The following is a 25,244-nucleotide window of genomic DNA, read 5'->3' on the forward strand; positions in this document are numbered from 1 at the left end:
ATGAATATTCCAGCTTCAAAAAATCCCAGAGTAGTTATCATTGGCGGAGGTTTCGCTGGAATTCAATTGGCCAAAAAACTCAAAAACCAAAAATTCCAGGTTGTTTTGCTCGACAAACACAATTACCACACTTTCCAGCCTCTGTTATACCAAGTGGCAACCGGAGGTTTGGAAGCGGGTTCCATTGCGTATCCAATACGGAAGGTAATCCAGGAATATAAGGATTTCTATTTCCGGCTGACGTCTGTAAAGGAAATCGATGCGGTGAACCGAAAGATCATCTCAGAAATTGGCGATTTGCATTATGATTATCTGGTAATTGCTACAGGTTCCAAAACCAATTATTTTGGCAACAAGGAAATCGAGCGCAATTCGATGTCAATGAAGACCATTCCACAGTCATTAAATATCCGAAGCCTTATTCTGGAGAATTTTGAACAGGCAGTCTTAGTTAAGGATGAAGCGGAAAGAAATGCATTGATGAATTTTGTGCTGGTTGGTGCCGGTCCAACAGGAGTGGAGCTCGCTGGTGCTTTGGCAGAAATGAAGAAAGCCATACTCCAAAAGGATTACCCCGATTTGAATATTGAAAAAATGCAAATCAACTTGGTTCAGGGCGATGACCGGGTTTTGAATGCGATGACCGTTAAATCTTCAGCTGCAGCTGAAAAATTTTTAGTCAAACTTGGCGTTAGGATTTGGAAGAACGTTCGTGTGACCAATTATGACGGAAGGACAATTACTACCGACAGCGATTTGACCTTTGAATCGGCAACCGTGATTTGGACAGCCGGAGTTCAGGGTGCCAAAGTTCCCGGGTTGAATGCAGATGCCTTAATTGAAAGGATTGAACGCATTCGCGTGAACCAATACAATCAGGTGAAAGGTTATGAAAACATTTTTGCCATTGGTGACATCGCATCCATGGAAACCCAAAAATATCCGCAAGGTCATCCAATGATGGCGCAGCCTGCGATTCAGCAGGGAAATCTCTTGGGTGAAAACCTGATAAGGCTGTCCCAGAAAAAAGCAATGAAACCTTTTGAATACAATGACAAAGGCTCTATGGCAACCATTGGACGCAACAAAGCTGTTGTCGATCTGCCTCATTATCATTTTAGTGGCGTTTTTGCCTGGTTTGTCTGGATGTTTATTCATCTTATTTCGTTGATTGGCTTCAAGAATAAGGCTGTGGTGTTCCTCAATTGGGTTTACAATTATATCGCCTTTGACCGTGAAGGAAGATTAATCATCAGGCCATATAAAAAGAAAAGTTTCGTTACATTTACCAGTGATGAGATTTAGTATAAAACTTTATGGATAGCGAAAAAGTATTTAAAACCAAAACGGGTTTTTGTCATATCAGTCAGGACAAGATTATTTTGTCTAGAGATGGTTTTGCCGGAAATGTTTCAGATGTTGTCGTTGGCAACAAAATTTCTAGAATCTTAACGATTTATGGGATTATTTCAGTGTTTTTGATTTATACTGCCTATGAAGACTATAATAGAGGCAATAATTTTTCAGCAATATTTTATTTTTTATTAGCGTTATTATTAATTTTTGGTATATGGAAAAGTATAAACAATTCAGCAGCTCCAATTATAGAAAGAGCTAATATCAAAAAAGTTGAGTTCAAAAAGGGTATTGTAGGTTTAACCCGTTCAAGATTTGAAATCTTATTTGAAGATAATAATGGGAAAACAAAAAAGAGATTAATACTTCTCCCAGGTTCTTTAAATAATGGTGAAGAAGAAACTAAAAAAGCATTATCAATAATGAAAGCCGAAGGCTTAATTAAATAATGAAATTAATGAAACGAATAGTTAGCTTCTTTATAATTTTTCTGCTGATGTCCTGTAAATCAACGCAGCTCAATTCCAATAAATCGGAGGTTTTATTGGATATTTCCAAAGAAAAAGACAGCAATGCCTTTGTCAACCTCAAAAACTACAGCAATGATTTTGTTTTTGATATGAAATATGCCACTTCGGATAATTTCCTCAAGGAAAAAGTATATCCCTGCGCTGAGTGTTTTCTCAGGGCCAAAACGGTAAAAGCGCTATTGGAAGCCAATAAATCGTTTTTGGAAAAAGGATATCGAATCAAACTTTACGATTGTTACCGTCCAAAGGCAATCCAAAAGCAGATGTGGAAAATTGTCCCCGATGCCAATTATGTCGCGAATCCTAAAAAAGGTTCCATTCACAATCGCGGTGGCGCTGTAGATATTTCCCTTGTGGACTCCAATGGAAAAGAACTGGATATGGGAACCAAATTTGATTTCTTTGGCGAACAGGCTGGACATAATTACCTAAACTTCTCAGAGGAAATCCTGAATAACAGAAAACTTTTAAAGGAAATCATGCTGCAGCACAATTTTAAATCTTTCGATTCAGAATGGTGGCATTACAACTTAAACGGAAGCAATAAAGACGAAATTTCCAACCAAAAATGGCAATGCCCTAATTAGTTTCGATACACTTTAGATAATCGATAAAGTAGGTTCCCGGATCGTACATTTTTTTATCCAACAGTGACACAAACCCGCTTCTAAAAGGATAATCGACTGTTTCACCCGCATATTGTACTCTTATGAAAGTCACCGGAGATGCTTTGAGTTCCTCATAATTTTCCTTGGCAAATAAAAAGGTGCTGGTAAGGATTCGGTTATTCCCATTTTTATCATCCCTTATCAATGTTCCGCACGAATCAGGCCCTGTGTGGATAAGCGTCACGATTTTACCATTTTGAAGCTGGATGTAAATCCTAGAGCTGGCATCAAAACAGCTGGCTTTAAGAAACTCACTGCTTCGTTTGAATACCTGCGCCTCAATTCCCAAAACACCATTGGTATTAATCAATGAAAAAAAGATGTTTGTCGAATTTCCGGCAAAGTTTCTTTCAAAAATCATATATTGTTTGGTCGATTTATAAGTTCCGATGGTGTCTTTGATGTCGGTGTCAATTTCACAAGGCTTTTGTGCATAAATGCTCAAATTTGCCAATAGGAACAATGCGAATGCAATCTTCTTCATATTTATTTTAATTTGGTGCAAAGTAAAACTATTTTATTATTATTTGTATCGGTTGTAAAAAAACAATAGCAATTTCCTCCATCGCTTATTTTCCATTTTTTGCGAATATTTTCTACCGTTTCAGGGAAATTACGGGTTGTTATGTTTGCTTTTTTATTTTCAAGAAAGGCCTTCATGTTTGCTTTGTTGTATTCCAAACACTGTTCAATCTCAAAAACCCTCCCTGGAAAAGCAATCCGTTTTTCCGATGTATACAAATGCGAATGTTGGTGCAGTTTTGTTACTTCAAATTGGTTGGTGATTTCATCAAAACCTCCCGATTTCATTATAGCTGCGTTGGGTTCGAATAAGTATTTTTTGGGCAAGCTGTAACTTGGAATGGACAGATTTCCATATTCAAATGAAAACTCCTCTGTTGAATCTTTGGCTAAATTACAACTTGCAATTTGAATCTTTCCCGAATAATCCTTTTCCAAAATCCACAGCAATTCCTTGACTTCATTTTCCAATGCAATGCTATGCACCGACTTTACATTTTTCAATTCTGATAATCCGGCGGCAATGTCAAGTATTGGAGCGGTTTTTATCATAATGTTTGATGAAAAACCGAAATAAAAATCGAGCAAATCAGGAACATTGGGCAGGCAGTCCTTAAGCATGAATACTTTCCCTTTTGCATCATTCCTTCGCGAAGGGTCAATGTAAATCCAGTCAGATTTTTGATTTAAATCTTTTAGGATTTCGGTACTGTCACCTGAAATGCATTGAATATTCCGGATTTTAAATTGTTCAATGTTGTGGGAAACAATAGCCGATAATTCGGCATTGATTTCACAATGAATTACGTGATTTATTTTTTTGGCGAAATAATAATCATCCACTCCAAATCCACCAGTCAGGTCAATAAGATTATTTCCCGAAATCAATCCCGATTTGTATTCGCCAGTTTTTTCAGAAGAAGTCTGTTCGACGGAAATCTTACCTGGATAAATAATATTTGGAGTCTCAAACCAAGTTGGGAGTTTGGTTTTGGCCTTTTGCCGCGCAGCTATTTGATTGAGGATAATAGTCCAGTCTGCGTTCGGAAATTTATTTTTCTGCAGTGCCAGCTTAGTAAGGTCGGCATTTGCATTCGAAATTATAAATTCCTGGATTTCGGCAGACAATAACCACTTATCCATGACATTTAATTATTGAAAATATAGTTTAGGATATTGGCACCCATTTTTAATGCTTTCTCACGAACGTCCTTTGGGTCATTATGAACTTCGGGATCTTCCCAGCCATCACCCAAATCACATTCATAAGTGTAAAGCAAAACCAAACGGCCTTCAACGAAAATACCAAAAGCCTGCGGTCTTTTCCCATCATGTTCGTGAATTTTGGGTAGGCCACTGGCAAAAACATTTGGTTTTTGAAATATTGGATGGTTAGCCGGAACTTCAACCAAATCGTTATTAGGGAAAATCTTTTTGATTTCCCTACGAATGTATTGGTCCATTCCGTAATTGTCATCAGCATGCAAAAAACCACCTGATAGTAAATAATTTCTCAAATTGATAACTTCGGCATCGCTAAAAACTACATTCCCGTGTCCCGTCATGTGCACAAAAGGGTAGGCAAAAATGTCGGGACTTCCAGGCTCAACCGTTGCCGGTTTCGGTTTTATGTAGGTATTAATGGTTTGATTTGCATACTTTATCAAATTGGGTAGTGAAGTAGGATTGGCGTACCAATCTCCGCCGCCACTATACTTCAGCAAGGCAATTTCCTGTGAAAAGCCAACGGTCGTTACGAATAATAATAAGCAGATGCAAAATCTTTTAATCATTTATATGCTGTTAATTTTTGACAATTTTATAGGTCTTGGTTTTGCCGTCAAGGCTTAACTGGAATAAGTAAATTCCGGATGTAAAATTAGACAGGTCAATTGTGTTATTTCCGCTTCCGATGACTCTGCTTTCAATTTTTTGTGATAAAATATTAAAAATGTCCAGTTTTACGTCTGCCACATTTGAAGTCAGTGTCAAAACATCCGAAGTTGGATTAGGATAAATGCTAAACGCATTGCTGTCAAATTCATTATTGTTTAGATTTAACTGCACCAAAATTGCAAGCCTTGAAGACTGAACAGAGCGGCTTTCGCAACTGTTTACCGTTTGGGTGGCATAATATGTCACATTATTTTGTGCTACGGTACTGCCTGGCAATAAGTTTCCACCTTGAGGCGCATCATACCATTGTATATTTTGCCCTGTAACTATTAAACTTGATAAGGGTTGGCCAGCGTTGAGCGTTTGTGGGCTAATGCCTGTTGGAGCATCTACTGAAGCCAATATATTCAATTGGAAAGATTTGATATAGCGACAGTCATATTCATTTCTTACAATTCCTGCATAAATTGTTTGATTCTGCGTGAATGAGAAAAGCGAAGGATTTGTTATCTCGTTTGCATAATTCTCGGCATCAGCCAGCGATGTAAAATAGGCAATGTCGTAATCGAACGGATCAGCACCGCCTAATATTATTGGATTGTTTGTTGTTAAATCAGCGGTATATATTCCACTCGTATCATAACAAACGGATAAATCTGCCGGTTCTTGAGTCTGGTCATTGACAACTAATACCTCGCTATAGCTTGTCACAGCATAAGGAACGCCACTTACAATATAATTTGCTTCAGTAGTATAGGTGGTTGTCTGGACAGGGCATACGGTTGCACTCAAACCGGTTGCAATTTCATTTCCATCCTGTAACCATCTAACGAAAATAGGTACATTTGGTCCGCTTGGTGTAAAACGCCATGCTTCATTGCTTGCTGTCCAGGCGTCATTCGTATTTCTTCCCGGTGGTGTGTAGCCCAAAGTTCCTGTAGAGTTCATGATTCCAATAACACCTTCACCAGCTTCCCATCCTGTACATCTTGTCCTGTTTTGCACATACACTTCAATGATGTTGGATAATTCATATAAAACAATTTGATAGGTTTGTAAACCAACAGTCTGGTTACATTGAAATTGTCCTGCATGGTAAAAATTAACCACAAGTTTTCTACATGGATAAGTGCCTAATACCTTATAATTGATTGAAACGTCTGCTGGGGATTGCCCACCATCAGTCCTAAAATCGATATCCTGAAAAACACCAAAAATGGAATTAGGATTTGCTAATGTTGGATTTGGAATGTTCATACTATTTAAATTCCAATCACAAAAACCAGGATATTCGTGCGCGTTAAAAGAGATAAGCCCATTTGACCCAACCTGGCAGCTTGTAAAATTCTGATTAAAGAAACTGAAATTGAAAGGTAATGCAATGGGTGGTGACCAAACGTCATCACTTGTTGCATTGACCTGGGTATAACTTGGATCGGTAAATGCCGCTTGTGGGCAATACGGAATTGAGCTAACGGTGTAAGTAGTGGTTGAAGGAACCGGAGTTGGTGTTGCAGTCAATGTGTGGCATTCACCCGGATTACAACTCATTAAAGGATTTCCACTACCGCTCATACTGTTGGTAAACACTGTAGTACAGCCATTTGGAACCACTGTTATGGTAACCGTTACTCCGGTAATGATTGTAAAATTCCCGGTTAAAAACTCAGTAACCCTTTCCAGCGTATAAACTGTGGTCTGGGATAATTGTGGAGTGGTGAAAACTGCCGTTCCACTTGGACCAATATTGATGCCGAAAGCCGAAGGTCCTCCGGGAGCCGGATGGCTTGTTCTGATTAAGGCGATGCAATTTGGAGTTCCGGTTATGGTAATCGTTGCAACATTTCCAGGACAGATAGTTGCATCCTGTGCCATTGTCGCAGTCGGTGGATCTAAAATGGTTTCAGGTTTGGCATAAATAGTTGTCCCGATTAAAAATAAAAGGCAGGTAAAAAGTAATTGTTTTTTCATATTCTCGAATATTTGATTCCTGATTTCATTCGTTTGCAAATACCACACTATGGCAGGCTACAATTGCCGCAGTCTCTGTTCTTAAGCGTGTGGTTCCCAAAGATACAGGAATAAAGTTATTGGCAATGGCCAGTTCTATTTCTTTAACAGAAAAATCACCTTCAGGACCAATTAGAATAGTAACATCCTGATTGGTTTTTAGTTCTGTTTTCAATGACTTTTTGGAAGTCTCCTCGCAATGCGCAATAAAAAGCTGTCCTGTTTTTGAGGTTTTGATAAAGTCTTTATAGGCTATTGGTTCGTTTAATTTTGGCAGGTAATAATGCAAGGATTGTTTCATCGCACTCTCCAGAATTTTTTGGAAGCGATCGGTTTTGATGATCTTTCTTTCGGAATGCTCACAAATTATTGGGGTGATTTCCTGAATGCCAATTTCGGTTGCTTTTTCCAAAAACCATTCGTAACGTTCGTTCATTTTGGTTGGGGCTACAGCCAAATGCAGATGGAATTTTGGCGCTTCCTCTTTTTCAAAAGATACAATCCTCACTGTACATTTGTTATCGGAAGCTATTGTGATTTCTGTTGCAAATAAAAAACCTAAACCATTTGTAACGTGTAATGTATCACCTTCTTTTTTGCGTAACACTTTAATGATGTGCTTACTTTCGTCTTTGTCAAAAACAAAGGAAGTGAGGGTTTCATTTATCGTTGGATTGTAGAATAACTGCATGGCTTAAAATTCGATTCGTGCTTTGGAAACCACATGGGTATCCGAGAATTTATCATGTAGGTATTTTTGATAACCCACAATTCCAATCATGGCAGCATTATCCGTAGTGTATTCAAATTTTGGCACGAATGTTTTCCATCCATATTTGCCTTCGGCATCTTTCAACGTCTGCCTGATTCCGGAATTTGCCGAAACGCCACCACCAATAGCAATCTGGTTGATTCCGGTTTCGGCAACAGCCAGCTTGAGTTTGTCCATCAAAATTTCAATTATGGTATGCTGCACCGAAGCACAAATGTCAGCTTTATTCTCCTCGATGAAATTTGGATTTTCAGCAACATTCTTCTGAACGAAATAAAGGATTTGGGTTTTCAAGCCTGAAAAACTGAAATCCAATCCGTCAACCTTAGGTTTGGTAAACGGGTATTTTTTTGGGTTTCCTTCTTGGGCAAACTGATCAATCAAAGGTCCGCCAGGATACGGGAAGCCTAATATTTTTGCGGTTTTGTCAAAAGCTTCTCCCACAGCATCATCAGTAGTTTCACCAATGATTTCCATATTGAAAAAGTCATTTACCTTCACAATTTGGGTATGTCCTCCTGAAATGGTCAATGCCAAAAACGGAAATTGCGGCTTGTCGTAACCTTCCTCATCAATAAAATGGGCCAAAATATGGGCATGCATATGGTTGACGGCAATCAGTGGAATGCCTAAAGCCAATGCTAATGATTTGGCAAAGGAAGAACCCACCAAAAGTGAACCCATCAATCCTGGACCTTGAGTAAAGGCAATGGCTGACAGCTGATTTTTAGTAACGTTGGCCTTCTTCAAAGCAACGTCAATTACAGGTACAATATTCTGTTGGTGTGCCCTTGAGGCAAGCTCTGGGACAACACCGCCATATTCTTCGTGAATGCTTTGCCTGGCGACTACATTCGAAAGCACGACATCGTTTCTCAAAACCGCTGCTGCAGTATCATCACACGAACTTTCAATAGCCAGTATAAAAACTTCTCCGGTATGCATAAATGCGCAATTTTTGATTTATATTTGACAATCGATCTGAGAAATCAAAAGTAAAGATTTTTACAAAGGTAATTTTCTTTCCCAAGTCAAAAGAATAATTGGAAAAAATTAAAACAAATAACGGTTTTAAAAAATTTCGAAAAATATTTTTCCGCACTATCATTGCGCTGGTTTTACTATTGTTATTACTCAGCATCGCACTTTCAATGCCCTTTGTGCAAACCAAAATCGCACATTATGCTACAGACAAACTCAACAAGGAATACGGAACGAATATCAACATTGAAGAAGTAGCGATTACTTTTTTTGGCGGTGTCAAGCTCAAAAAAGTCCTGGTTTTAGACCATCACAAAGATACCCTGATTTATTCCGACCGTATCAAAACCAGTGTTTTGGACTTCAAGCAGTTGGTTGACGGAAGGTTGTTGTTTGGCGATATACGCCTTGACAACTTCTATCTTCAGATAAAAACTTATAAAAAAGAAAAGGATACCAACCTGGATAAATTCATTGCAGCCTTCGATGACGGCAAGAAGAGCAGTGGCAAATTCCTGATGAAGACCGACAACATTTACCTGTCGAAAAGCAGGTTTGTAATGCTCGATGAAAACAGACCAAACCCAAAGGATGTTGATTTTACCAAACTCAACGCACATGTTAAGGATTTCAGGATTATTGGACCCGATGTTACGACCAATATCAGTTCGATGGCTTTCCACGATCATCGCGGTGTCAATGTTGAAAATTTAAAGGCCACATTTACCTACACCAAAAAGAGCATCGTGTTGAACGATTTGGAAGTAACTACCAAAGAATCATTTTTGAAAGGCCTTGTGGTGTTGAATTACAACAAGGACAATCATGATTTTGCCGATTTTAACAACAAGGTAAAATTTGATGTAAAGATTGACAGCGCGACTTTGGCAACCAATGACATCCGTTATTTTTACAAGGAATTGGATAAAAACCAGAAGTTTTACCTGAAATCAAAAATCACCGGAACGCTGAATGATTTTTATGCAACAAACCTGCTTTTAAGGGATTATAAATTCTCGACCATCAAAGGTGATGTCAATTTCAAAAACCTTTTCCCAAGAAGCCCGGGTAAATTTTACATGAAGGGGAATTTCAAAAGGATTTCTTCCAACTATGAAGATTTGAAGAAGCTTCTGCCTAACATTTTGGGTAAAAAACTTCCAACATCCTTACAGAAACTGGGTCAGATTAATTTTGCCGGAGATGTTGAAGTCACTCAGGAATACATCAATTCCGATTTTGTCATGAACACAGCCTTGGGTATCATTGAATCGGATTTGCACATGTCTGATTTGGGTAATATTGACAACGCAAAATATTACGGAAACATCATTCTCGATGGCTTTGATGTTGGTGCCATGATCAACGACAAGGACATCGGAAAAGTAAGCATGAACCTTGATGTTGACGGAAAAGGTTTCAATCAGAAATACATCAATACTTCGTTTGCCGGCGATGTCTTCCAACTGAATTACAATGGCTATAATTATTCCAAAATCATAGTTGATGGAAGTTTCAAACAGCCTATATTTAAAGGAAAGTTCTATATCAATGACCCCAATCTGTTTATGGATTTCAATGGAATCCTCGACTTGTCCAAAAAGGAAAACATCTATGATTTCCATTCCAAAATTGATTATGCCAACCTGCAGAAGCTGAATTTTATCAAGGACTCTGTTTCTGTTTTCAAGGGTGATATTGTGGTAAAGGCTACAGGGAATTCATTGGACAACCTAAAAGGGAATCTGGTGCTTTCCAATGCCTCGTACCAAAACAAAAAGGACGTCTATTTTGTGGATTACCTGAGTGCCAATTCGAGTTTTGATTCGAATGGTGAGAGAGCCATAACCATCAGTTCTCCGGATGCCATTGAAGGTTCTGTAATTGGAAAATATAAGTTCAATCAACTGCAGAAAATGGTGGAGAATTCGCTTGGAAGTTTTTATTCGAATTACAAGCCCAATAAGGTTTTGCCCAACCAATACCTCAAGTTTGATTTTGATGTTAACAGTAAGCTCATCGAAATCTTTAATCCCGATATTTCACTTGCAAAGAATACCAAGTTGAAGGGAAATATCAGTTCCGACAGCAAGAATTTCAAGCTCGATTTTAGTTCGCCAAAAGTTGTGGCTTACGACAATACTTTTGACAATATTTTGGTTCAGGTTGACAATAGGAATCCATTGTACAATGCCTATGTCCAGTTGGATTCCATTAAAACAAAGCATTACAAAATCAGGGATTTCAGCATGATTAATACATTCTCGAATGACACGCTGCAATTCAGGACCGAGTTCAAGGGAGGAAACCAAGGCAACGACTTTTACAACCTGAATTTTTACCACACGATTAATAACGACAATAAGAATGTGGTGGGCTTTAATAAATCGGAGCTGCAGTTCAAGGATTACCTGTGGTTTTTGAATGAAAAGGAAAATCCGGAAAACAATAAAATAGTCTTTGATAAAAAGCTGAAAAATTTCTCTTTCAATGATTTGATCATTTCCCACGGAGACGAAACCATAAACCTTGTCGGAATGTGGAATGGCAAGCTGAGTAAGGACTTGCAGCTGACATTTGACAACGTCAACCTGAATAAGGTCACGCCCAATGTCGATAAATTTAAATTCGATGGGAACCTAAACGGGAAAATAAATTTCAAGCAGAACAATACGATATTCCAGCCGACATCAACACTGCGAATTGACAGCCTCAAGGTCAATGACATAGCGCTCGGAAAAATGAACCTGAACATTCAGGGAGATGAAACACTTCGGAAATTCCATCTGAATTCCAATCTGGAAAATGATAATGTAGAGGCATTTACAGCAGAAGGTGATATTCAAGTGGTAGACAATCAAACCTTGTTGGATGTTGATTTGAATTTTGACCGATTCAATCTTGGCGTGTTAGGAAAAATAGGAGGAGACGTAATCACCAATATCCGCGGATTTGCCTCCGGAACGGCACGAATTGACGGTAACATCAATGATTTGGATTATAACGGAAGGCTTTTCGTCAACGATGCAGGCCTAACCATTCCGTATCTGAATACAGATTATGCCTTTGAAAATAATTCGATAGTCGATGTCACAGAGAGTAAATTCATCGTCAGGGAAACCGATATCATCGATACCAAATTTAAAACCAAAGGAAGCCTGAGCGGATTTATCAAACACAAGCAATTTGGCGACTGGCAATTGGATTTGGCTATAAATTCCAACAGGTTATTGGCATTAAATACGGTAGACCAGGAAGATGCAGCTTATTACGGAACCGCATTTATGGACGGTTCGGCAACGATAAAAGGACCAACAAGCAATCTGATGATAAAGGTTGATGCCCAATCCGCCAAAGGAACTGACATCAAAATTCCGATTAATGACGCTGAAGCCGTTTCGGACAACAAATACATTCACTTCTTAACACGTGAGGAAAAGAAAACCAAACAAAAAAACAAGGATGGTAAAGTTGTACAGAACAAAAACTACAACGGGCTTGAACTGGACTTTAATTTTAATATTACAGAAGTCGCTACGATTGAAGTAATCCTGAACAGGGAAAGTGGCCACGGAATGCGTGGAAAAGGAAACGGGACGCTTTTATTCCGAATCAACACTCTAGGAAAATTTGAAATGTTTGGTGATTTCTCTGTGGTTTCGGGTTCCTATACCTTTAAATATGGTGGATTGATCGGAAAGGATTTCAAGGTTAAAAAAGGAGGTTCCATTACTTGGTCCGGTGATCCTTTGGCAGCAACCCTTAATCTCGAAGCGGTTTATAAAACTACAGCAAATCCGGCAGTGCTGATTGACAATCCGTCTTTTAATAAAAAAGTGGATGTGGAAGTGGTTATTGGAGTAAGAGGTAGTTTGATGAATCCAGATCCCGATTTCAATATTAATTTCCCAACTATTGGCAGTACGTTAAAATCGGAACTTCAGTATAAACTTGATGATAAGGATGCAAGGCAGACACAGGCATTATACCTGCTTTCTACGGGTAGTTTCTTAAGTCCCGAAGGTGTCAGCCAAAGCCAGTTGTCTAATAATCTGTTTGAAAAAGCCGGTGATTTATTCAAGGATATTTTCTCGGGTAATGATGATAAGATTTCGATTGCGCCTGAATATGTTGTTGCCGACAGGACTCCAGGCCAGCAGACTGATGGCCGTTTTGGGGTTACGGTTTCATCCAAAATCAATGACAGGATTACCGTCAACGGGAAAGTGGGTGTGCCTGTTGGCGGAATTACAGAGACCGCAATTGTGGGTGACCTTGAGGTACAATATCGTGTAAACAAGGATGGAACCTTAAATCTTAGGGTATTCAATAAGGAAAATGACATTACTTATATTGGCCAGGGAATTGGTTATACGCAGGGAGTGGGGATGTCCTATGAAGTCGACTTTGATACCTTCAGGGAATTGGTAAACAAAATTTTCAAAAGAATCCAACTTGAAAAAATAGACGAAAACAAAGTCAATATTGAAGTCAACGATTCCTTGCTTCCTGATGGCATGGAGTTTAAAAAACCTGAGGACAAGAAAAAGAAAAAGGACGATCCGGAGCCAAATAAAGATGCAATCCCCACCGATGATTAGCCGAAAGCCCCGCTTTAAAAACTAATAACACAAAAACTTATCAACGAAAACGATTGAATTTCGCCAGTTTTATTAATATAACAATAAATTGGGTGAAACAATGGCTCTTGTTTGCTAATTTTACATTTTAATATCGAAAAAATGTCAAAAAATATAAAAAAAATAGGCGTTTTAACATCCGGAGGAGACTCACCGGGAATGAACGCCGCCATCCGTTCGGTAGTTAGGACTTGTGCCTATCACAACATTGAATGTATTGGCATTTACAGAGGTTACCAAGGCATGATTGAAGGCGACTTCAAGGAAATGGGACCTCGTAGCGTTAACAACATCGTTAACAAAGGCGGAACCATCTTAAAATCAGCACGCTCCAAAGAATTCATGACTCCGGAAGGAAGACAGAGAGCACATCAGAATTTGGTGAATGCCAATATTGATGCCTTAGTGGTTATTGGGGGTGATGGTACTTTTACAGGTGCCGAGATTTTCAATAACGAATTTGGTTATCCTGTAATGGGAATTCCGGGTACTATTGACAATGATATTTTCGGAACCAGCCACACTTTAGGTTTTGATACTGCTTTGAATACCGTAGTAGACTGCATCGATAAAATTAGGGATACAGCCAGTTCGCATAACAGGCTATTCCTGGTCGAAGTAATGGGAAGGGATGCAGGACATATTGCGCTTAATGCGGGAATTGGTGCTGGTGCTGAGGAAATCCTTATCCCGGAACAGGATTTAGGTTTGGAAAGATTATTGGATTCGTTAAAAAGGAGTAAGGCCTCAGGGAAATCATCAAGCATAGTCGTAATCGCCGAAGGTGATAAAATCGGAAAGAATGTATTCGAACTTAAGGATTACATCGAGGAAAACATGCCTGAATATGACATCAGGGTTTCTGTTTTAGGGCACATGCAGCGTGGTGGTTCACCATCGTGTTATGACAGGGTTCTGGCTTCGAGGCTTGGTGTAAAAGCAGTAGAATCACTATTGGAAGGAAAATCAAATTATATGGTAGGAATCCTAAACGATAAGGTTGCCTTAACGCCATTGGAAAACGCCATCAAAGGTCATTCAGAAATTGACAGGGAATTGTTGAGGGTTTCTGATATCATGACCACATAAAAATTACATCAAAATATTAATATAGAAAAAGAAAAAATGTCAAAAGTAAAATTAGGAATAAACGGTTTTGGAAGGATTGGAAGGATTGTCTTCAGGGAAACCATGAACAGGGATAATGTAGAAGTAGTTGCCATCAACGACTTATTGGATGTTGAGCATTTGGCTTACTTATTAAAATATGATTCAGTACACGGCCGTTTTAATGGAAAAGTTGAAGTTAAGGAAGGAAAACTATATGTAAACGACAGGTTTATCCGCGTTACCGCAGAAAAAGACCCAAAGCTTATCAAATGGGATGATAAGGATGTTGATGTAGATGTCGTTGCCGAATGTACCGGTATTTTTACCACTTTGGAAACCGCGCAATACCATATTGATGGTGGTGCCAAAAAAGTAGTAATCTCAGCTCCATCTGCCGATGCTCCAATGTTTGTAATGGGAGTAAACCACGATAAGGCAACCGCTGCCGATACGATTGTTTCCAATGCATCCTGTACGACAAATTGCCTGGCGCCATTGGCAAAGGTAATCAACGATAACTTCGGAATCGTAGAAGGTTTGATGACGACAGTGCACGCTACAACTGCAACGCAATTAACTGCTGATGGTCCTTCAAGAAAAGACTGGAGAGGCGGACGTGCAGCGAGTGTAAACATTATTCCATCATCTACAGGTGCTGCAAAAGCGGTTGGAAAAGTGATTCCGGCTTTGAACGGAAAATTGACAGGAATGTCGTTCCGTGTACCAACAGTAGACGTTTCGGTAGTAGATTTAACCGTTAAGGTTGCCAAAGAAACTTCGTATGAGGAAATCATGGCGGTGTTGAAAAAAGCTTCTGAAACCGATTATAAAGGAATTATCGGATTTACCGAAGATGAAGTGGTTTCACAGGATTTCGTTTCCGATTCAAGGACTTCAATCATTGACGCTAAAGCCGGAATTGGCTTAAACTCAACGTTTTTCAAACTGGTTTCGTGGTATGATAACGAATACGGTTATTCAAGCAAATTAATTGATTTATCGGTACACGTAGCCGGACTATAATAATTAAATAAATCCCGTTATCTTTGCGACGACGGGATTTTTATTAAACCCGAGGCGTAGCCGAATTGTATGGAGCGCAGCGGAGTAAATTCAAAATTTATAATATTCTATGAAATTATTAGTTGATAGTGGATCTACCAAAGCCGATTGGATTGCCATTGATGATAACGGAAAAGTACTTTTCACTACTCAAACGCTGGGTTTAAATCCCGAAGTCCTCGATAAGGCTGAAATCATTAACCGCCTTGAGGACAAATTCGATATTTCGCATAACAAAGACAAGGCAACCCATCTTTATTTTTATGGTGCCGGTTGCGGGACAGACCGAATGAAAAACTTTTTGGCGAAAGTATTCCAGGAATATTTTGTACACGCCATTGTTTCGGTTCACGAAGATACGTATGCAGCCGTTTATGCAACAACACCTAAGAACGAGGAAGCCATAGTATGCATCCTTGGAACAGGTTCCAACTGCAGTTATTTTGACGGTAATGTTCTACACCAAAAGGTGCAGTCGCTGGGTTACATTGCCATGGATGACTGTTCGGGAAACCGTTTTGGGCGTCATTTAATCAGAGGTTATTATTTTGGCACTATGCCATCGGATTTGGCTAAGGAATTTGAAGAGGAATACAACGTCGATCCCGACTACATCAAGCATAATCTTTACAAAGAACCCAATCCGAATGCTTACCTGGCAACCTTTGCCAAATTTTTGATTAAGCATAAGGACACGCAATTCTGTAAAAAATACATTTATGCCGAAATGGAGGATTTTGTGGAAAACTACATCATGCAGTTTGAAAACCACAAAGAAATCCCGGTGCATTTTGTAGGTTCGATTGCCTTTTACCTGGTTGATGAGTTAACAGAAGTGCTCAACAGATACGATATAAAAATTGGCAACGTGCTCCGAAGGCCAATTGATGGCTTGATTGCCTACCACGTTTTAAACAAATAAAAAAAAGCCTGCTAAGTTGCAGGCTTTTTCTTTTATATAAATTGAGAATTTTAATTTTTAATTACCTTAATGGTTTCCGATTTATTGTCACCAGATACTTTTAATAAGTAGGTTCCGTTTTCTAAATTGGAAATGTTTAACTGATGCTCCGTTCCGCTCATTTTTTCTGAAAGAATCAGCCTTCCCTGAACATCATACAATTCAAGTTCTTCTGCCTGTAAATTTTTGGTTGCTATATTCAATGTTGTAGTTGCAGGATTTGGATATACTTTTACCGATGCTGAAATCGGTTCGGCTTCGTCAACTCCCAAGGTTGCCAGGAAGGCACAGTCGATGTAAGTTGGAGAAGGTTTATTGGTTGTCGAATGGTCACCTAACGAACCCGAACCATCAAATCCCCATGCCCAAAGCATATTATCCGTTTTAAGGGCGAACGAGTTATGAGAACCTGTACCTACAAGATTCCAGTCGGTACCGGTCCCAACCTGGTAAGGCGACAATACGAAATTCGTTACGGTGGTATCTATGGTCCCGTTTCCAATTTGCCCTGAATTGTTTATTCCCCAACTCCAAAGCGTTCCATCGGTTTTGACTGCTAAATTATGGCCCAAACCAACAGCAATTTTACGCCAATTCGTATCAGTACCGATTTGTGTAAAAAGAACCGCATCATTACCGGTTATAGGAAGTCCTAATCCTAATTGGCCCCACATATTTGAACCGCAGGCCCACATGGTTCCGTTGCTTTTTATTGCAATTGAATGTGCATTTCCTGCAGCAATTTCTACCCAGTTAGTATCAGTTCCAACCTGTGTCGGAACCAGGACATCATCGGTACCTCCGTCACCTAGGCCGCCACCTAAATTGTTACCCCAAACCCATAAGGTTCCGTCTGTTTTAATACCCAGCGTATGATAGTATCCTGAATACACTTTTGCCCAGTTGTTGGCAGTGCCTAATTGTACCGGAGAAGTTTTGGTAATTAAGGTACCATCACCTAAATTCCCATTGTCATTATAACCCCATGCCCAAAGTGTTCCATCGGTTTTGATACCTGTAGAATGCCATCGTCCTGTGGTTATTTGAGCCCAGTTGCTGTCCGTTCCAATCTGTGTAGGAACAAAATTGTCAGCTGTTGGAGCACCGGTCAATTGGCTTTCTGCATTTCGACCCCAACCCCAAAGCGTTCCGTCTGTCCTTATCGCCAGCACGTGGTAATCACCAACAGTAAATTTTGACCAGGTTGACGTTCCAATCTGCATGCTGTACTGCCTGCCGGTATTGGTACCGTCACCCAACTGATGATAGGCATTGGAACCCCAGGCCCATAAAGTATTGTCTTCTTTTAACGCAATGGTAAAAGCCCTTCCGGCTCTGATTTCCTTAAAACAGGCCTGAGCATTGCTCATTGCTGAAGTAAAGAGGGTAAATAATAGGAATACGTAAAGTTTTTTCATGTTTTTAGGTTTTAGAGTAGTAAATATAAATTTTTTTTCGAAATGACAGATTTTTTTTCCAAAAACTGAGTGTTATCAGTTTATTAAAAAAAGAGGAGGTTTTCTTTTTATCTTTGTGAAAACATTACTTATGGAAATAGCCATAATTGCTCACGACGGCAAAAAAGCCGACATGGTTCAGTTCATCAATAAAAACAAGCAACTTTTAGCCAAAGAACACATCAAACTCATTGCTACCGGAACCACAGGAAGCAAAGTTGAAGCTGTTGGAATAAAAGTAAAGAAAATGCTTTCCGGCCCAAAAGGAGGAGATGCACAGATTGCAGCACGTGTTGCAGAAGGCAAAACCAAAATGGTATTGTTTTTCAAAGACCCCAATTCAAGCCATGCCCACGAACCGGATATCAATATGCTAATCCGGATTTGTGACGTGCACAATGTTCCCCTGGCGACTAATGAGGCTACAGCACAGTTGCTATTGTTAGGTTTGGATGATTTGAAATAACAGGAAGCCATGACAAAATACAGTATCATCATAATAGTTTTTATTTTTTGCTCTTGCAAACAGCGCGAAGAAAAGAACGCCATTCCGGTAAACATGACCGATACCATAGTCACCGACAAGGAAAAAACTGCAGCAGAGCAACTGAATGAGCAAATTGGCGATACCATTGAAATGATAAATACAGATTCCGCTGGGAATTATAGTGCCATTGGTACCATAGATTCCATCCATTCGAGGATTTATGTAAAATTCACCAATAAGGAAGCTGCCAATCTTAAGGCAACTATTACCACAATGGAAGGAGATGGCAATATCAGGTTCAACCAAATCCTATTCCCGGATCAAACTTCTGACGGACCATTTGGCAAGGAAATGGAGCACGAACTCAAAACTACAGGAATACATACGCTCATCATTGGCCATTCGCTTATGGCAGAAGGAAGGTATGAAGGGAAGTTTAAGGTTGATGTAAAACTTACTTCCAGTCCAAACTAAAATTATATAAAAACCACAATTTATTATATAACAAATTGTGGTTGTGGAGTGTTTAAATTTGAAATCTAACATAACACTTTCACATCATGTCTATAATCAAGAGCTACCATCAAAAGTTAACTCCGTGTCTCTGGTTTGATAACAATGCCTGGGATGCCGTAACTTTTTATACCACGGTTTTCAATAATGTTGAAAAAGGCAAAATTACCTATTATGGCGAAGGGATGCCGTTGCCAAAAGGGACTGTGCTGACGATTGAGTTTTTAATTGAAGGACAGGAATTCCTCGCACTCAACGGAGGCCCAAATTTCAAATTTACCGAAGCCGTTTCGTTTATGATTAATTGCGAAACCCAGGATCAGATTGATTATTATTGGGAAAAACTGACTGCAGATGGAGGAGAGGAAGGGCAGTGTGGCTGGCTGAAAGACAAATTTGGTTTATCGTGGCAGGTATACCCAACAATCATGGCGGAAATGGTGGCTGATTCCGATTCGAAAAAAGTAAGCCGCGTAATGCAGCGCATGATGACCATGAAAAAATTAGATATAAAGGCATTGGAAGAAGCGTACAGCGGAACTCCTGATGTAATAAAAACTTAAAAGACAACGTTATGGAAAATAGGAATCCCGTAGTGCATTTTGAAATGCCTGCTGAAGACAGGAACCGAATGGCTGTTTTCTATTCCAAGGCTTTTGGATGGAAAACACAAATGCTGGGTGAGGATATGGGCAACTATGTTGTGGTGACCACTACCGACACCGATGATGACGGCATGATTAAAAATCCGGGTGCCATTAATGGAGGGTTTTATCCCAAAAATGACGAAGTACCCGATCAATATCCTTCACTGGTGATAGGTGTCGAAGATATCCGCGAAGCGATGGACAACATTATTGAAGCTGGCGGAAAGCTATTGGGCGAACCCATGGAAATCCCGGGCCATGGACTATACGTTTCCTTTTACGATACCGAAGGCAATAAGGTCAGTATCATCCAACCCACAACAAAGATGCAGGCTGGCGGCAAATAACCCCGAGTTGTCATTCCCGCGAAGGCGGGACACGAGCAAAGCGACTGGCGAAGAAAATCCGCGCAACGCAATCACTCTTTTATAATTTTTTTATTTATAGTTCCAAGTTCTGTGTTAATTTTCAACAGGTATATCCCGCAAGATAAATCAGCAATATTGATGGCTTCAAAATCATCATTAATGGTCTTCACAATTTGTCCGTATGAATTAACTACATCAATTTTTAAGATTGCTTGATTTGAACGTAAAAAAATTATCGAGTTACCCGGATTTGGATATACCGTCATCTTTTCCAGATCAAATTCGGTTGTTTCAAGAGGAAAGTTCTGAAATATTGCCTGTCCCATTGGAACGGTTATTACCAAACGCAATCCTGAAGATAATGGAATAATATTATACAGTAAAGCGTATCGCATGCCATCAAAATACGAAGCCTCAAATGCGTTATGGATTTCGGGGCCGCAAACTGATGTAGTTGGAGTAAAGACGGTAGTTTGCAATTGGGTAGGAAGTACACTTATAAATTCACCGGTAAAAGTATTACAGGCACCTGTGCCTGTGAAGTGAAGCGTGCCAGGTGTATTATAAATAATAAGGGTAGGGGTAATAGGTGGATTAATTGTCCAAACACCGTATGCCGGACTTATATCGCTGTTACTGGTATACGTTAAATACCAGGTTTGAAATAACCTCGGATCCGGGTCTTGTGAAAAACAGCTTACACTGCAAATCAAGCAGGCTAATAGTAATAAATACTTCATCTTCGAACAAATTAAGGATAAATGTAATAAGAAATTTTGATGTTCAGCGTATTTTCCAAGACCCGAGCGAAGCGAACGGGGCGATGGCAAAGACAAACGAGCTATGTTGCGAAACCACTGTTAGCAGTAGTAATTAGTCTGAAAGCCCGCTTGAATTTGAATTTCCAATCGTTATTGCATGTTTTTCGAATTTTGAACTTGGTGAAATCATAAGAATTAATATTCTTAAATTATAGATTGACAATGTATCTAACTTTGATTTGATTTCTCCAATTTTCATCAAATCAACATGCTTTATTTTGCAGCCTTCTTCTTCGTATACTACCGAATCAATTTCGTCGGGTTTGCTTTTATTGAAAATGGATAAACTAGAGTCCTCAGGTAAATCTATGAATTGTAAATTTTCAATGCCGTTTATCTCTTTTGTAAACCATTTTTGAGTATTCTCATCAATCAAAAATCGATTAAGTTTATCCTTTGCCATTATTCTAGCACAGTTGATTATAGCGGGTCCATAGTGGTTATTCTCAAAAGAATATATATCATCATGAGTTAACGAATATCTTAATGTGATTTCGTCAATCATTATGAATTCATTTAAAGTGTCGTCATGCATACTATTATATCTAGATACATTTGATTGAAAGTAAATTAAAAATATTATTGCTTGAAATGGATTATCAAAGATTTGAAAACCACCATCACCAGTATCAATAAAATAATCTGTAAAACTATTTTTAGTAAAACCTTTAAAAATTGTAGGTTCAAGTTTTAAACAATGCTCAATGCTGCTGTCATAGAGTCTTTTGAATAAACTAGGTATAAACATTTGAGGTAATCGGGAATATTGACTATATCTATAAATGTCTATTCCGAGAACAGATTTGCATTCATTGTACTTAAAAAGCTTATTCTGTATGATTTCGAGATTTTTTTGTTTGATTTTTTCATCTACGTTTTTCAACGGATTAGTTTTCAAAAGGTCAGTAATATCTTTTTGAGTTAATTTTAGTGCCATAGTTGTGTAATTTTTAATGCTAACGTTCTGCGGCTTTCCTTCGTAGTCCTTAGGAACTATTATCTTAACAGATGTTAGCGTTAGTTTAATTTTATTCCAATAGTCGTTGCATTATCATCGATATAATAATAAAGTCCAATAAAAATTGCACTAAGTAAATACTCCATAACCACCAAGCATTGTCATAAATTACATGAACATTACAAAGTGATAAAATCTGCGCTATGATTGGTAAGGTTATAAGTAAAAGTAAAACGATGATTACTAAAGACCAGTAAATAAATTTCCCAATTTTTGCATTGCCTAGTAAATTCTTGCTTAAGGATATATCTAATAAATCAGGGTAGGTTAAATATTCGTAATCATCATCTTTAAAATCTGGAATATTTAAATTATATGATTTATAAATACCTTTTATTTTACCACCTAATATTGAACTTTCAATCAGTAAGCAATAACAATTCATCATTATAAGGGGTAAAAAACTACTTAGGATGATTAACATTGGAGATAAGTTCAATGTTAAATTAATCCACTCAAAATCTATACTTTTAGTAGGTTTTATTATTCCCAATGATAAAAAAATTATCAAAATTGAAATCCCAAAAATATATCGATATGATCTGTTAAGGCTTTTTCCCATGGCTTCCATGTTTTTTGATAACTGATCTACAAAGCTTAGTTCTTCTGCTGCTGCCATTTTAGTCGAATGTTGTGAATTAATACAATTAACCTATCAACAGCCTAAACTATTCATAAGTCCTACTTTGTTCTAAATAAATCTTTCGTGGTATTTGCAATCTTCGTGGTACTACGAATGTATAAATAATTTTAACATTTGCCCGCTTTCTTCCATTTATTTTTAAAAAGGATTTGTGGCAAAATATTTTGCGCAAAAAAAATTGCCACAAAAAAATTGCCACAAAAGTGTGGCAAAAAATCTTTCGGTATAAAAATTGCTACACCCAAAATATGAAAGCTGAAAAAAGTATAAGCGCGTATTTGGGATTTACCCAAGAGGAATTGGCCATGCTGTTGTTGGTACAACGAAGCCAGCTGTCTATGTATGAGTTGGGGCTGCGCCCTTTGCCTAGCGGTGCTTCACAGCGGCTGGCTGAGATTATTGCTGCAACAGGAAAGCTGAATCCGTCCGGGCTTTTGGAGCTGCATGCTGAAAAGCAGTCACTGCAGCATAAAGAGCTGCTCGGGAAAATGCTAAAGGACAATGAGTACCAACAATATGCAATGTCCTTAAAGATAGCGGTATTGGAGCAGAAAATCCAAACCAACCTCAAGTCGTTGCATGTAATACAGCAGCTTATCGGAAAAGAGGTGTTCGGGGATGCTTTTCGGTCAGGCCTTCTAAGTGCGTTGGAATCCAAAAGAATCAATGCACTGCAAAAACACAGCACGTTAAAGTTGGCGGAATACCAAATGAAATTAAAAGCCCTGCAATTGGAAGAAAAGTTATTGCGCGGAGCAATGGAAAAGTAGCCGTCAGCTATAAACCACAAACAAAGCTATTCGCCATCATAGGCCGTTGCATTCTTTTGGAGTTTATCATCGAGGATTAATGCAATGGCTCTTTTTAATTCTTCCAGCGGAATGTTGTCGGTTTTCCAGCCATAAGGATAGGTGAGGTGGGAACCATTCTTTACTTCGCAAAGTACATGTTTGTTTCCGTTGCCTACCTGTATGGTTTTCTCAACGGTGAAAATCCGCTCTACTTCATCTCTTTTGTGGTTGAATACAAATACCTTATACGAAACATCCAAGACTTTTTTAGCATCTTCAAGCGATTTATAGATGCTTAGTTTTTCCTTGTCCGATTCATAATCATCGATGTCCACAATCTTATATTTCATGTCCTGCTCCGGAAGTTCGTTATTCCTGTAGGCGGTTTTCATTACGTCAAACACGGCTTCCGCTTTTGCATATTCCTTTGCAGCGTTATAGGCTTTGATAAGTTTGGGATAGTATAGATAATCCTTAGGCTTCAGCGCGACAGCTTCTTCATAGGCCTTTACAGATTTCTGGTAATTCTGGGTGTAGGTATATTCCAACTGTCCAATGCTTTGAAGCGTACTTACATAATACCGGTTCTGTTGCGGGATTTTCTCAAGGGCGATATAATATTGCCTCAGGGCTCGTTCCAAATCATTTTTCCCGTGATAGATATAGGCAATCCAAAAATAGGGTTCACCATACGTATTTGGGAATCGGGCTGCGGCATCAAAATAATCCAAAGCCTTCTCTTCATCCCCCTTGCTTTTGTAAATCAGGCCTTTCTGGTTCATGTACTCCTGATTGTTGGGCTCCTTGACCAGGGCAATGTCGATTTCCTTAACTGCGGCTTCGTATTTTTTCAGATAGGTGAGTGAAATGCTTTTGTAGAAATGCGTCGGGCTGTTATCAAAACCCTTGGCAATGGCTTTGTCGTAAAACTGGACTGCCTTGGCATCGTTTTCCAATTGGTAAAAGGCATATCCTACCATGCACAATTCCTCAGCCGTGAGGCTTTCGGCCTTTTCCTCAAATTTAATAAGCGCTTCGTAGTCTTTACTGCTGTAGAGCTCAGTAGGAGTGGTCTGCCCTTGGATGGCAGTAGCGAGCAAAGCAGTGAATAGTATCGTTACTTTTCTCATAATAGCTGGTTTAGGGGTTAGCTATAATGTCGCTCCAGATTATGCAAATTCCTAAAACTGGAGCAATCTGTTGCGGTAAAGATATATATTTTTTTAATACAAACTACAACTATTTGATTTTTAGCTTTTTGAGGCTAAAATTAAATCGATGAGCAATCCCAAAAAAATCACGCCGGCATAAAATAATAAGTAGCCTAAAAAGTAGGCCAAAAACGCCTTGACATAGTTCAGCACTTTGTTCCCATCAAAGAACTGTCCCATGGCCCAGGTTGGGTAGGCAAGCGATATGATTGAAAGTAGGATTTTGTAAAGCTGTTCATTAAGTACGTTGACAAAGAAGGTTTCGAGTGTCAGCAGCAGCATTCCCTGTCCCATGACAAAACATAAGAGGACTGATATTTCAAAGAAATTGTATTGGTATTTGCGGAACAAAAGCTTCACCCACAACGCAATGAATCCACCCATAATAATATTGGCGTAGCCATAATGCGTTTCGACCCAATTTTGAATCGCCGCAATGCTTGACTTTCCAAACATCAGTTGTTCCTTTCCGTTGTAGATTTCGTCGGCATGGAACAGATGTGAGATTAGGGTAAAGAGCAACGAAGTCAGGATAAGGAACGCAATGGGTTTCATGTGCTTTGTCCTGTTTTCGGTTATGAATTCCCTGATGCTGTGTCCAGGCCTTATCATCAATTCCCTGACGTTATAGAAAAACCCTTTCTCAAAATGAAGCAGGTGAAAGACTTCGTGGTAAACATAATGCTTATCAATTCTTTTGAGATGTATGGGCTGCCCACAGTTGTGGCAGAAGTTTTCGTTGGGCCTTAGTGCGCTGTTACAGTTTTTGCAGTGGGTCAT

At 38.9% G+C, this 25,244-nt stretch carries 24 protein-coding genes; 12 read left to right on the plus strand and 12 right to left on the minus strand.

The genetic code is table 11. The features are described 5' to 3' along the window. From L1S31_RS06435 to L1S31_RS06445, 3 genes are read left to right on the plus strand one after another with little or no spacing between them, the layout of a single operon-like run. On the plus strand, positions 1–1,305 hold the full coding sequence (locus L1S31_RS06435) for an NAD(P)/FAD-dependent oxidoreductase (protein WP_236463715.1): 1,305 nt from the start codon (positions 1–3) through the stop codon (positions 1,303–1,305). A gap of 11 nt (positions 1,306–1,316) precedes the next feature. Continuing rightward, positions 1,317–1,805 (plus strand): phosphoribosylaminoimidazolesuccinocarboxamide synthase, encoded by a 489-nt coding sequence (locus L1S31_RS06440; protein ID WP_236463717.1) that lies wholly within the window; start codon positions 1,317–1,319, stop codon positions 1,803–1,805. Positions 1,806–1,813: 8 nt separating this feature from the next. Next, positions 1,814–2,473, plus strand: a complete 660-nt coding sequence (locus L1S31_RS06445) for a M15 family metallopeptidase (RefSeq protein ID WP_236463719.1) — start codon at positions 1,814–1,816, stop codon at positions 2,471–2,473. Here L1S31_RS06445 and L1S31_RS06450 read toward each other — a convergent pair. The 6 genes from L1S31_RS06450 to tsaD are packed head-to-tail and all read right to left on the minus strand — an operon-like array spanning position 2,466 to position 8,699. Continuing rightward, positions 2,466–3,038 carry a hypothetical protein gene (locus tag L1S31_RS06450; protein ID WP_236463721.1) on the minus strand — a complete coding sequence of 191 codons (573 nt, stop codon included), beginning with the start codon at positions 3,036–3,038 and terminating at the stop codon, positions 2,466–2,468. The two genes, L1S31_RS06445 and L1S31_RS06450, sit on opposite strands and share 8 nt — an antisense overlap. 2 nt (positions 3,039–3,040) lie before the next feature. After that, a complete protein-coding gene (locus tag L1S31_RS06455) occupies positions 3,041–4,219 on the minus strand; it encodes a THUMP-like domain-containing protein (protein WP_236463724.1) in 1,179 nt (392 codons plus the stop codon). 5 nt (positions 4,220–4,224) lie between these two features. Beyond that, a complete protein-coding gene (locus L1S31_RS06460; protein ID WP_236463726.1) occupies positions 4,225–4,869 on the minus strand; it encodes a DUF4159 domain-containing protein in 645 nt (214 codons plus the stop codon). Between the two features lie 10 nt (positions 4,870–4,879). Continuing rightward, a complete protein-coding gene (locus L1S31_RS06465; RefSeq protein ID WP_236463728.1) occupies positions 4,880–6,943 on the minus strand; it encodes a T9SS type A sorting domain-containing protein in 2,064 nt (687 codons plus the stop codon). Positions 6,944–6,968: 25 nt separating this feature from the next. Further along, positions 6,969–7,673: a 16S rRNA (uracil(1498)-N(3))-methyltransferase gene (locus L1S31_RS06470; RefSeq protein ID WP_236463730.1), complete on the minus strand. Its 705-nt coding sequence runs from the start codon at positions 7,671–7,673 to the stop codon at positions 6,969–6,971. 3 nt (positions 7,674–7,676) lie between these two features. After that, the gene (tsaD, locus tag L1S31_RS06475; protein ID WP_236463732.1) at positions 7,677–8,699 is read right to left on the minus strand and encodes a tRNA (adenosine(37)-N6)-threonylcarbamoyltransferase complex transferase subunit TsaD; all 1,023 of its coding nucleotides are present in this window, start codon (positions 8,697–8,699) and stop codon (positions 7,677–7,679) included. A gap of 206 nt (positions 8,700–8,905) precedes the next feature. Between tsaD and L1S31_RS06480 the strand changes: the two genes are divergently transcribed. From L1S31_RS06480 to L1S31_RS06495, 4 genes are all read left to right on the plus strand, one after another. After that, positions 8,906–13,336, plus strand: a complete 4,431-nt coding sequence (locus L1S31_RS06480; protein WP_236464434.1) for a translocation/assembly module TamB domain-containing protein — start codon at positions 8,906–8,908, stop codon at positions 13,334–13,336. Positions 13,337–13,477: 141 nt separating this feature from the next. After that, positions 13,478–14,464, plus strand: coding sequence for a 6-phosphofructokinase (gene pfkA / locus L1S31_RS06485; protein WP_236463734.1), 987 nt, complete (start codon positions 13,478–13,480; stop codon positions 14,462–14,464). Positions 14,465–14,500: 36 nt separating this feature from the next. Then, complete coding sequence (gene gap / locus L1S31_RS06490) at positions 14,501–15,508, plus strand: type I glyceraldehyde-3-phosphate dehydrogenase (RefSeq protein WP_236463736.1); 1,008 nt, start codon at positions 14,501–14,503, stop codon at positions 15,506–15,508. A 109-nt stretch (positions 15,509–15,617) separates the two neighbouring features. Further along, positions 15,618–16,469: a BadF/BadG/BcrA/BcrD ATPase family protein gene (locus L1S31_RS06495; protein ID WP_236463738.1), complete on the plus strand. Its 852-nt coding sequence runs from the start codon at positions 15,618–15,620 to the stop codon at positions 16,467–16,469. Between the two features lie 50 nt (positions 16,470–16,519). Here L1S31_RS06495 and L1S31_RS06500 read toward each other — a convergent pair whose 3' ends face one another. Further along, the gene (locus L1S31_RS06500) at positions 16,520–17,926 is read right to left on the minus strand and encodes a T9SS type A sorting domain-containing protein (RefSeq protein WP_236463740.1); all 1,407 of its coding nucleotides are present in this window, start codon (positions 17,924–17,926) and stop codon (positions 16,520–16,522) included. A 130-nt stretch (positions 17,927–18,056) separates the two neighbouring features. Here L1S31_RS06500 and L1S31_RS06505 point away from each other — a divergent pair, with 130 nt between their 5' ends. From L1S31_RS06505 to L1S31_RS06520, 4 genes are all read left to right on the plus strand, one after another. Further along, positions 18,057–18,431 (plus strand): methylglyoxal synthase, encoded by a 375-nt coding sequence (locus L1S31_RS06505; RefSeq protein WP_236463743.1) that lies wholly within the window; start codon positions 18,057–18,059, stop codon positions 18,429–18,431. 9 nt (positions 18,432–18,440) lie between these two features. Continuing rightward, positions 18,441–18,926, plus strand: a complete 486-nt coding sequence (locus tag L1S31_RS06510; RefSeq protein WP_236463745.1) for a hypothetical protein — start codon at positions 18,441–18,443, stop codon at positions 18,924–18,926. An 86-nt stretch (positions 18,927–19,012) separates the two neighbouring features. Beyond that, a complete protein-coding gene (locus L1S31_RS06515) occupies positions 19,013–19,528 on the plus strand; it encodes a VOC family protein (protein ID WP_236463748.1) in 516 nt (171 codons plus the stop codon). Between the two features lie 11 nt (positions 19,529–19,539). Next, entirely contained in the window at positions 19,540–19,959 is a 420-nt protein-coding gene (locus L1S31_RS06520; protein ID WP_236463751.1) for a VOC family protein, read from the plus strand. Between the two features lie 71 nt (positions 19,960–20,030). On the opposite strand, the gene L1S31_RS06525 is transcribed toward L1S31_RS06520, so the two are convergent. The 3 genes from L1S31_RS06525 to L1S31_RS06535 all read right to left on the minus strand — a co-directional run bounded on the left by L1S31_RS06525 (position 20,031) and on the right by L1S31_RS06535 (position 22,438). After that, on the minus strand, positions 20,031–20,720 hold the full coding sequence (locus L1S31_RS06525) for a T9SS type A sorting domain-containing protein (protein WP_236463753.1): 690 nt from the start codon (positions 20,718–20,720) through the stop codon (positions 20,031–20,033). Positions 20,721–20,853: 133 nt separating this feature from the next. Continuing rightward, positions 20,854–21,738, minus strand: coding sequence for a hypothetical protein (locus L1S31_RS06530; RefSeq protein ID WP_236463755.1), 885 nt, complete (start codon positions 21,736–21,738; stop codon positions 20,854–20,856). 91 nt (positions 21,739–21,829) lie between these two features. Further along, the gene (locus tag L1S31_RS06535) at positions 21,830–22,438 is read right to left on the minus strand and encodes a hypothetical protein (RefSeq protein WP_236463757.1); all 609 of its coding nucleotides are present in this window, start codon (positions 22,436–22,438) and stop codon (positions 21,830–21,832) included. A gap of 272 nt (positions 22,439–22,710) precedes the next feature. On the opposite strand from L1S31_RS06535, the gene L1S31_RS06540 reads away from it, so the two are divergent. Continuing rightward, positions 22,711–23,232 carry a hypothetical protein gene (locus tag L1S31_RS06540; RefSeq protein ID WP_236463759.1) on the plus strand — a complete coding sequence of 174 codons (522 nt, stop codon included), beginning with the start codon at positions 22,711–22,713 and terminating at the stop codon, positions 23,230–23,232. A gap of 26 nt (positions 23,233–23,258) precedes the next feature. Here L1S31_RS06540 and L1S31_RS06545 read toward each other — a convergent pair whose 3' ends face one another. Further along, positions 23,259–24,383 (minus strand): tetratricopeptide repeat protein, encoded by a 1,125-nt coding sequence (locus L1S31_RS06545; RefSeq protein ID WP_236463761.1) that lies wholly within the window; start codon positions 24,381–24,383, stop codon positions 23,259–23,261. A 120-nt stretch (positions 24,384–24,503) separates the two neighbouring features. Continuing rightward, entirely contained in the window at positions 24,504–25,244 is a 741-nt protein-coding gene (locus tag L1S31_RS06550; protein WP_236463764.1) for a DUF3667 domain-containing protein, read from the minus strand.

The sequence above is a fragment of the Flavobacterium wongokense genome (assembly GCF_021608265.1).
Lineage (GTDB): Bacteria > Bacteroidota > Bacteroidia > Flavobacteriales > Flavobacteriaceae > Flavobacterium > Flavobacterium wongokense.

Bases quoted from the DNA above. Each gene is read 5' to 3' on its own strand.
- L1S31_RS06510 (WP_236463745.1), top strand. From the start codon at position 18,441: ATGACAAAATACAGTATCATCATAATAGTTTTTATTTTTTGCTCTTGC.
- L1S31_RS06440 (WP_236463717.1), top strand. From the start codon at position 1,317: ATGGATAGCGAAAAAGTATTTAAAACCAAAACGGGTTTTTGTCATATC.
- L1S31_RS06465 (WP_236463728.1), bottom strand. From the start codon at position 6,943: ATGAAAAAACAATTACTTTTTACCTGCCTTTTATTTTTAATCGGGACA.
- L1S31_RS06515 (WP_236463748.1), top strand. From the start codon at position 19,013: ATGTCTATAATCAAGAGCTACCATCAAAAGTTAACTCCGTGTCTCTGG.
- L1S31_RS06505 (WP_236463743.1), top strand. From the start codon at position 18,057: ATGGAAATAGCCATAATTGCTCACGACGGCAAAAAAGCCGACATGGTT.
- L1S31_RS06460 (WP_236463726.1), bottom strand. From the start codon at position 4,869: ATGATTAAAAGATTTTGCATCTGCTTATTATTATTCGTAACGACCGTT.
- tsaD (WP_236463732.1), bottom strand. From the start codon at position 8,699: ATGCATACCGGAGAAGTTTTTATACTGGCTATTGAAAGTTCGTGTGAT.
- L1S31_RS06550 (WP_236463764.1), bottom strand. From the start codon at position 25,244: ATGACCCACTGCAAAAACTGTAACAGCGCACTAAGGCCCAACGAAAAC.
- pfkA (WP_236463734.1), top strand. From the start codon at position 13,478: ATGTCAAAAAATATAAAAAAAATAGGCGTTTTAACATCCGGAGGAGAC.
- L1S31_RS06540 (WP_236463759.1), top strand. From the start codon at position 22,711: ATGAAAGCTGAAAAAAGTATAAGCGCGTATTTGGGATTTACCCAAGAG.
- L1S31_RS06455 (WP_236463724.1), bottom strand. From the start codon at position 4,219: ATGGATAAGTGGTTATTGTCTGCCGAAATCCAGGAATTTATAATTTCG.
- L1S31_RS06445 (WP_236463719.1), top strand. From the start codon at position 1,814: ATGAAACGAATAGTTAGCTTCTTTATAATTTTTCTGCTGATGTCCTGT.
- gap (WP_236463736.1), top strand. From the start codon at position 14,501: ATGTCAAAAGTAAAATTAGGAATAAACGGTTTTGGAAGGATTGGAAGG.
- L1S31_RS06450 (WP_236463721.1), bottom strand. From the start codon at position 3,038: ATGAAGAAGATTGCATTCGCATTGTTCCTATTGGCAAATTTGAGCATT.
- L1S31_RS06530 (WP_236463755.1), bottom strand. From the start codon at position 21,738: ATGGCACTAAAATTAACTCAAAAAGATATTACTGACCTTTTGAAAACT.
- L1S31_RS06435 (WP_236463715.1), top strand. From the start codon at position 1: ATGAATATTCCAGCTTCAAAAAATCCCAGAGTAGTTATCATTGGCGGA.
- L1S31_RS06495 (WP_236463738.1), top strand. From the start codon at position 15,618: ATGAAATTATTAGTTGATAGTGGATCTACCAAAGCCGATTGGATTGCC.
- L1S31_RS06480 (WP_236464434.1), top strand. From the start codon at position 8,906: ATGCCCTTTGTGCAAACCAAAATCGCACATTATGCTACAGACAAACTC.
- L1S31_RS06525 (WP_236463753.1), bottom strand. From the start codon at position 20,720: ATGAAGTATTTATTACTATTAGCCTGCTTGATTTGCAGTGTAAGCTGT.
- L1S31_RS06500 (WP_236463740.1), bottom strand. From the start codon at position 17,926: ATGAAAAAACTTTACGTATTCCTATTATTTACCCTCTTTACTTCAGCA.
- L1S31_RS06535 (WP_236463757.1), bottom strand. From the start codon at position 22,438: ATGGCAGCAGCAGAAGAACTAAGCTTTGTAGATCAGTTATCAAAAAAC.
- L1S31_RS06545 (WP_236463761.1), bottom strand. From the start codon at position 24,383: ATGAGAAAAGTAACGATACTATTCACTGCTTTGCTCGCTACTGCCATC.
- L1S31_RS06520 (WP_236463751.1), top strand. From the start codon at position 19,540: ATGGAAAATAGGAATCCCGTAGTGCATTTTGAAATGCCTGCTGAAGAC.
- L1S31_RS06470 (WP_236463730.1), bottom strand. From the start codon at position 7,673: ATGCAGTTATTCTACAATCCAACGATAAATGAAACCCTCACTTCCTTT.